Raw genomic sequence first — 6,575 nt, forward strand, 5'->3', positions numbered from 1 at the left:
GGACGGAACCGGGACCGCATCGTCGATGCAGAACGGGGACAACACCGTAGTCGTGGACCAGCACGTCGCACCCACCTCCGGCGACAGCGTCGCCGGGGGCCAGGTGACCGGCGTGGTCCAGGGCGCGGGGACGTCCGCCACGACCGCCATGATCGACGGCCGCCTCAACGAGGCTGCGTAGTCAGCACCGGTAGTTCGTTCTTCGGCGGGGCCCCCTCGGGGGCCCCGCCCTCGTTATGGGGCCCTCTCCAGGTGGCGGTGTCGGTGGTGGGTGGTACGTTGCGACTCGACGAGAACGTGGCACCGATGGACGGTGCGCTTCCCCAACGTTCAGAGGGAAGGAGCAAGGGGGTCCGATATGGCAAACGACAATCAGGTGATCCTGGTCGGCAACCTGACCGACGACCCGGAGCTGCGCTACACGCCCAGCGGCACGGCGGTCGCCTCGTTCACGGTGGCGATCAACCGCCGCGTGCGCGACCAGGCCACGGGAGAGTGGCGCGACGGCGACACGTCTTTCTTCAAGTGCAACGTCTGGCGGCAGCAGGCCGAGCACGTCGCCGAGTCCCTCCACAAGGGGACGCGCGCGATCGTGATCGGACAGCTGCGTACCCGCTCCTGGGAGACGCCCGAGGGGCAGAAGCGCTCCGTCACCGAGGTCGAGGTCGACCACGTCGGTCCTTCCCTCCAGTGGGCGACGACCGAGGTCCGCAAGACCCCTCGCGGCGAGGGTGTGCCCGCGTTCGCCGGGGCGTCCGTGTCCAACGGATCTTCGGATGGCACTCCGCTCCCCGACGAGGAGCCGCCGTTCTAGACCGCTAGCTCCCTCCAACAGCACCGAGGCCCCCGGCCGCAAGGCCGGGGGCCTCTTCGTCGGCTGCTCAGCGCGCGCTCTACCGCGACCGGGCCTTGGTCCAGACCATCTCGCGCCCCGTCTCAGAGGGCGCCTTCGGGGTGCGTTCGAGCAGGGCGGTGAACTCGAAGCCAGCCCGACGGGCGACCGCGGCGCTGGCCACGTTCGCCTCGTCGCAGTGGATCTCGACGCGGGTGAGCCCGATCTTCCAGGCGACCTGGGTGACCGCATGGACGGCGCGGGTGGCGAGCCCCTTCCGGGCATGCGCGGCGTGGACCCAGTAGCCGATCTCCATCGCGTCCGGACCCTTCCTCCGGTGCAGCCCGCACGAGCCGAGGATCTCGTCGCGGGACCCCGGCGCGGTGATCGCGTAGGTGAACTCGTCGCCCGCGTCGAAGGCGGCGACCTGTCCGGCCAGCCACTCCCGCTGGGCCTGCAGCCCCGGGACCTCCTGCGCCCACGGCATCCAAGGCCGCAGATGCTCGAGGCTCTCCGAGACCGCCGCGACGAGAGCCTCCGCATCCCCCTCGCGCCACCGCCGAAGGACGACCCCCTCGTACTCCATCTCGCTCGGCGCAGCCATCCCCCAGTCTCCCACCCCCGCCACCAGGCGGAACGCGGTAGGCTGTCCGCTGCACCCACACTCCTGCTCCCGGATGAGCCGGGGGCCGTTCGAGTCCAGAGGAGGTGACGGGGCTTTGCGCCCGTACGAGACGATGCTGCTGATCGATGGTCGGCTCCCTGATGCCGGCATCGACGCCGCCGTGGACCGCTTCTCCGCTCTCGTGAGCGAGAACGGAGGGTCCGTCACGAACGTCGACCGGTGGGGCCGCCGCAGGCTGGCCTACGAGATCGACGACATGCAGGAGGGTTACTACGTCGTGTTCACCTACGAGCTCGGGCCCACCGGCCAGACGCCGATCGAGGCCGCGCTCCCGTTCGTGGAGGGGCTGGTCCGCCACAAGACGGTCCGTCCCGAGGTCCGGACGAGGGGCGCGTCATGAGGCGCGAGAAGGACCGCAAGGGCGGGAAGGGCGCGAAGGGCTTCGTCCGCAAGGGCCGGCCCAAGGTCTGCCAGTTCTGCTCGGAGAAGGTGTCCTACATCGACTACAAGGACGCGGCGCTGCTGCGTCGGTACGTGTCCGACCGCGGGAAGATCCGGGCCCGGCGGGTCAGCGGCTGCTGCGCGCGGCACCAGCAGGATGTCGCCATGGCCGTCAAGAACGCGCGGGAGATGGCTCTCCTGCCCTACACGATCAGGTGACGCGATGTCCAGGGTGAAGGTGGTTCTCACGCAGGAGGTAGATCGACTCGGGGCGGCCGGCGAGGTCGTGACCGTCGCGGGCGGCTTCGCCCGAAACTTCCTCATCCCGCGGGGCATGGCTATCCCCGCGACCAGAGGGAACCTGAGGCAGGCGGAGACCCTGAAGGCGGCCGCCGAGTCGAAGGCGGCGAAGGCTCTCGCCGCGGTGGAGGAGGTCCGGGCGAAGCTCGAGTCGGGTCCGCTGCTCGTGAAGGCGCAGGCGGGTCCGGACGGTAAGCTGTTCGGCTCCGTGACCGCGGCGCAGGTGTCCGAGGTCGCGCGGGACACCCTGGGGGTGGAGGTCGACCGCCACGCGGTGCATCTGTCCGAGCCGATCCGCCACCTCGGCTTCCACGAGGTCGAGGTGAAGCTCGGTCCGGAGACGACCGCTCGGGTGACCGTGGAGGTCGTCGAGTCCTGATCTGACCAGCGGGTTCGTCGCCGTCCACGCCCCCAGGGCACAGCTCGTCCACAGGATCCCCACCGGATGTGGGGATCCTGTCCTCTTTCGGATCAACAGGCTGAGGCGCGAGACTCTCGCGTGCCCGGGTGTCGGGGGCGGGTGGGATAGTGACGTTGGTGTGATCGGCGAACCTATGTTCGGAGAGGTCTCAGATGCTGCAGGTCGCTAACGGTCAGCGGGTACCGCCGCACAACCTGGAGGCCGAGGAGAGCTGCCTCGGGGCGATGCTGCTCAGCGAGGCGTCCATATCCGACGTCCTAGAGCGGCTGCGTCCGGACGACTTCTACAAACCCGGACACAGGCGGATCTACGACGCGATCGTCTCGCTGTTCGGGCGGGGGGAGGCGGTCGACGCGATCACGGTCGGCGAGGAGCTGCGCCGGTCGGGAACGCTCGGGGAGATCGGGGGGCGCGAGTACCTCCTGCAGCTGGTGGGCTCGGTCCCGGCGGCGTCCAACGCCTCCTACTACGCGCGCATCGTGGAAGAGACCGCGCTCCTGCGCCGGCTCATCGAGGCCACTCAGGAGGCCGCCGCGCTCGCTTACGACTCGGGGGACGACGTCGACCGGATCGTGGACCAGGTGGAGGCGCTCGTGTTCCAGGTCGCCCAGCGGCGACTGGGGGACCGGTTCGTCCGGATCCGGGACCTGCTCCACGAGCACATGGAAGAGATCGAGAAGCTCCAGCTCCAGGGGGGCGCGGTCACCGGGGTCTCTACGGGGTTCGTCGACCTCGACAAGATGACGAGCGGCCTGCAGGGATCGAACCTGATCATCGTGGCCGCCCGTCCCGCGTTCGGGAAGACGTCTTTCGCCCTGAACATCGCGCAGCAGGCGGCGACCGACCACGGCAAGAAGGTGGCCATCTTCTCGCTCGAGATGTCGAAGATGGAGCTCATCCAGCGTCTCGTCTGCTCTGAGGCGCTCGTGGACGTCCACAAGCTGCGCACCGGGAACCTGACCGACTCCGACTGGGGACGGCTCGCGAACGCGGTGGGACGTCTGGCCGAGGCGCCCATCTTCATCGACGACACCGAGTCGGTCACGGTGCTCGAGATCCGGGCGAAGGCGAGACGCCTGAAGCAGCGCGAGGGCCTCGACATGATCATCGTCGACTACCTGCAGCTCATGAGCGGGCCTCGACGGTCCGAGAACCGCGTGCAGGAGATCTCGGAGATCTCGCGCTCGCTGAAGATCCTCGCCCGGGAGCTCGAGGTGCCCGTGATCGCGGTCTCGCAGCTGTCGAGGGCGGTGGAGCAGAGGCAGGACAAGAGACCGATGCTCGCCGACCTCCGTGAATCCGGAGCCATCGAGCAGGATGCGGACCTCGTCATGTTCATCTACCGCGACGAGGTCTACCACCCCGACTCGACCGACAAGGGGATAGCCGAGGTGATCCTCGCCAAGCACCGCAACGGTCCGGTCGGATCGCTGAGGCTGACCTTCCTGCCCAACTACACGAAGTTCGCGAACTTCTCCGGAGCCAGCCCCGCGGGTCGCTGACCTTAGACTCGGCGGATGCGGGAGCGTCTCGTCGGGTACCTCGCCATCGGTACGGCCACGCTCGCGTGGGGCTCGCTCCCGGTCGTGGTCGCCGCGGCCGACGCGCCCGCACCCCTCCTGGTGGCTCTGAGGATGGGTATCGGCGCGCTGGCTCTGGCCGTCGTCCTGGCGGTCTTCTACCGAGGACGGGCGGTCCCCCGGCGTTCGCGTGCCCTGCTCGCGGCGCTTGGGGCCACGCTGGCGGTCCACTGGGTCGTCTTCTTCGTCGGCCTCCAGCTGATCGGGGCGGCAGCCGTCCTGATCGGCTACGTCTTCCCGGTCCTGGTGGCGCTGACCGCCCCGGTGGTGATCGGTGAGCCCCGGGAGCGACACGTCCTTCCGCTGGCGTTCGTGGGGCTGGCGGGGCTCTCGGTGATCATGGCTCCCGAGCTGGGCGCAGGGCGCCCGGTTGGGGTCCTGGCCGCGCTCGCCGCGGCCGCGTCCGGCACCGCGTTGATCCTGGGAGCCCGACGTCTGGTCGAGACCGTGCCTGGGCCCGTGATCGCGTTCTGGCAGTACCTGGTCGGCGCGCTGCTCCTGGTGCCGTGGGCGGTGGCCTCGGTGGATGGCCGTGGGGTCCCCTGGGCCTGGGGGCTGCTCCTGGGCGTGGTGCTCACGGCCGGAGCGGGACTCCTCTTCTACGTGGCGATCGCGCGGCTCCCGGCTCAGGAGACCGGGGTGCTGATGTACATCGAGCCGGTGGCCGCGGTCGTCTTCGTCTGGATCATGAAGGGGGTTCCGCCCGCGTGGACCGACGTCGTGGGGGGAGCGCTGGTCGTGGCTTCGGGCGGGCTCCTGGTCGGGATGTCCGCCCGAGCGGCCGGCGCCGTGACCGCTGAGCCGGTGGTGTCCTAACGGGCGACGGCGCGACCGAGGCGCCTAGAGCACGGTCCTGGTCAGGGAGTCCACTATCTCCACGGTCCGGGCGTCGTCGGACGTCGCGAAGGTGATCGCCGGGAGTCCGCGGGCCAGGGCGGCCCGTGCCTCCTGCGATCCCGGGCCGGGAGGGGCGATGTCGATCGCCTCCCCGGACTCGATCGCGGCCTGGGCCAGCGCCCGCACGGCGGGGGCGTGGGTGGTGCGGGGCGGCAGGTAGGACCGTTCAGGGACCGCGTCGACCTTCGGCACCCGGCTGAGCGTGACGACCCAGCCGGTGCGGGCCAGGTCCAGGTCGGCACCGAGGTACGCCAGGAGCCCGGACGCTCCCACCGTCCCTCCACCTGCCGCGACGAGATGGGTGTCCCGCACGGGTTTGGACGCCTTCAAGCGGCGGGCGAGCCCGACGAGGAGGTGGGGCTGTCCGGACGCCGGCACCGTCGCCCGCCGAGATGCAGCGAGGAGCAGGAGGCCCGTGAGGGCGGCCTCGGCGAGCACGACCCAGGCGAGCGTCCGGGGGGTGGGGCCGTCGGCGAGGTTCGACAGGGCCGCGACGAGCGCGCTGCCGAAGGCGACCCACTCGTGCCAGGCGGCGAGCGGTCTCTCACCGGGGTGCGCGTCCAGCCGGGTGACCACGACGATCGGCGGCGCCCGGAGCGGGTCCGCACCTGGCACGGCTGCGGACACGGAGGTGCATGGACGGCCGAGACCCGGCACCCGGGCCATGAGCCGCGAGCGCGCGATAGGCGGACCAGGCATCGCCAGCCACATCGCGACCAGGCCGAGGACCGTGAACACGTGTGTGCCCCGCCCCCCCGCGGAGACAGCGCGCAGGACGACCGCGAGGAACGGCAGCACGAGCGGCCCCCGCAGGGCAGGCTGCGTGAAGCGACGGACGGGGAACCCGACCTCCCCCAGCCCCGCCTCGACGACCGCCGCCGCGGCTCGCTCCCCGTCCGACCCCGGCGGACGGACCTGCGCCACCCCAGCGCCGCTGGACATGTCGAGACGATATGCGACCGGGGGACCGGGCCGTCCGCACCGTGCATCATGAGGGGATGGAAGGCGCGATACCCGTCGGAGACACGCTGCGTCAGCTCGTCCTGGCGCTCGGCGCGGCCCTGCTCGTCGGCAACCTGGCGGTCGTGGTGCGCGAGAAGCGCAGGAAGCCGGAGGACACGCGGCCGCGACCCAACTGGAAGATCGTCGGGGTCAACATCGTCGTCGGGTTCGTGCTCGCCCTGTGGGGGCTCGGCTCCCTGCTCGTCGCGCGCTGACTCAGCCCCGCTTGATCGTCACCGACTGGCTCGACCGGATCCCGGGTGCGGTCACCTCCACCTCGAGCCGGTAGCCGCCCGGCTCCGGCACCGGGAGATCGCTCAGGTCGATCTCCTGGACGCCGTCGAGCTCCACCGCCCGGTCCACCCGATGGATGGACCGGCCGTCGGGCGCGAACAGCTCGGCTCGGACCTCGGCCCGTCCGGATCCCTCCAGCGTGATGCGGACCTGGACCGTGTCCTGGTCCGCATCACGCTGGAG

At 70.7% G+C, this 6,575-nt stretch carries 11 protein-coding genes; 8 read left to right on the forward strand and 3 right to left on the reverse strand.

Annotation, left to right across the window (positions count from 1 at the left end; genetic code table 11):
• Together VM840_06140 and ssb are read left to right on the forward strand one after the other, a co-directional pair.
• On the forward strand, positions 1-181 hold a 181-nt coding region (locus VM840_06140), incomplete at its 5' end, for a hypothetical protein (GenBank protein ID HVL81155.1).
• A gap of 177 nt (positions 182-358) precedes the next feature.
• The gene (gene ssb / locus VM840_06145; GenBank protein HVL81156.1) at positions 359-814 is read left to right on the forward strand and encodes a single-stranded DNA-binding protein; all 456 of its coding nucleotides are present in this window, start codon (positions 359-361) and stop codon (positions 812-814) included.
• A 79-nt stretch (positions 815-893) separates the two neighbouring features.
• On the opposite strand, the gene VM840_06150 is transcribed toward ssb, so the two are convergent.
• Positions 894-1,436 carry a GNAT family N-acetyltransferase gene (locus VM840_06150; GenBank protein ID HVL81157.1) on the reverse strand — a complete coding sequence of 181 codons (543 nt, stop codon included), beginning with the start codon at positions 1,434-1,436 and terminating at the stop codon, positions 894-896.
• 115 nt (positions 1,437-1,551) lie between these two features.
• Between VM840_06150 and rpsF the strand changes: the two genes are divergently transcribed.
• From rpsF to VM840_06175, 5 genes are all read left to right on the forward strand, one after another.
• A complete protein-coding gene (rpsF, locus tag VM840_06155; protein ID HVL81158.1) occupies positions 1,552-1,857 on the forward strand; it encodes a 30S ribosomal protein S6 in 306 nt (101 codons plus the stop codon).
• Positions 1,854-2,117: a 30S ribosomal protein S18 gene (rpsR, locus tag VM840_06160; GenBank protein ID HVL81159.1), complete on the forward strand. Its 264-nt coding sequence runs from the start codon at positions 1,854-1,856 to the stop codon at positions 2,115-2,117. The genes rpsF and rpsR overlap by 4 nt, the downstream gene beginning before the upstream one ends.
• 4 nt (positions 2,118-2,121) lie before the next feature.
• A complete protein-coding gene (gene rplI, locus VM840_06165) occupies positions 2,122-2,577 on the forward strand; it encodes a 50S ribosomal protein L9 (GenBank protein HVL81160.1) in 456 nt (151 codons plus the stop codon).
• Between the two features lie 194 nt (positions 2,578-2,771).
• A complete protein-coding gene (gene dnaB, locus VM840_06170; GenBank protein HVL81161.1) occupies positions 2,772-4,121 on the forward strand; it encodes a replicative DNA helicase in 1,350 nt (449 codons plus the stop codon).
• 15 nt (positions 4,122-4,136) lie between these two features.
• Positions 4,137-5,015 carry a DMT family transporter gene (locus VM840_06175; protein HVL81162.1) on the forward strand — a complete coding sequence of 293 codons (879 nt, stop codon included), beginning with the start codon at positions 4,137-4,139 and terminating at the stop codon, positions 5,013-5,015.
• 24 nt (positions 5,016-5,039) lie between these two features.
• On the opposite strand, the gene VM840_06180 is transcribed toward VM840_06175, so the two are convergent.
• Positions 5,040-6,038: a hypothetical protein gene (locus tag VM840_06180; protein HVL81163.1), complete on the reverse strand. Its 999-nt coding sequence runs from the start codon at positions 6,036-6,038 to the stop codon at positions 5,040-5,042.
• Positions 6,039-6,094: 56 nt separating this feature from the next.
• On the opposite strand from VM840_06180, the gene VM840_06185 reads away from it, so the two are divergent.
• Complete coding sequence (locus tag VM840_06185; protein ID HVL81164.1) at positions 6,095-6,313, forward strand: hypothetical protein; 219 nt, start codon at positions 6,095-6,097, stop codon at positions 6,311-6,313.
• A 1-nt stretch (position 6,314) separates the two neighbouring features.
• Here VM840_06185 and VM840_06190 read toward each other — a convergent pair.
• On the reverse strand, positions 6,315-6,575 hold a 261-nt coding region (locus VM840_06190), incomplete at its 5' end, for a hypothetical protein (protein HVL81165.1).

The sequence above is a fragment of the Actinomycetota bacterium genome, from assembly GCA_035540895.1.
In the GTDB taxonomy this organism is placed as follows: Bacteria; Actinomycetota; JAICYB01; order JAICYB01; family JAICYB01; genus DATLFR01.

Coding starts and splice junctions, on each gene's coding strand:
- ssb (HVL81156.1), top strand. CDS start 359: ATGGCAAACGACAATCAGGTGATCCTGGTCGGCAACCTGACCGACGAC.
- VM840_06150 (HVL81157.1), bottom strand. CDS start 1,436: ATGGCTGCGCCGAGCGAGATGGAGTACGAGGGGGTCGTCCTTCGGCGG.
- rpsR (HVL81159.1), top strand. CDS start 1,854: ATGAGGCGCGAGAAGGACCGCAAGGGCGGGAAGGGCGCGAAGGGCTTC.
- rplI (HVL81160.1), top strand. CDS start 2,122: ATGTCCAGGGTGAAGGTGGTTCTCACGCAGGAGGTAGATCGACTCGGG.
- dnaB (HVL81161.1), top strand. CDS start 2,772: ATGCTGCAGGTCGCTAACGGTCAGCGGGTACCGCCGCACAACCTGGAG.
- VM840_06175 (HVL81162.1), top strand. CDS start 4,137: ATGCGGGAGCGTCTCGTCGGGTACCTCGCCATCGGTACGGCCACGCTC.
- VM840_06180 (HVL81163.1), bottom strand. CDS start 6,038: ATGTCCAGCGGCGCTGGGGTGGCGCAGGTCCGTCCGCCGGGGTCGGAC.
- VM840_06185 (HVL81164.1), top strand. CDS start 6,095: ATGGAAGGCGCGATACCCGTCGGAGACACGCTGCGTCAGCTCGTCCTG.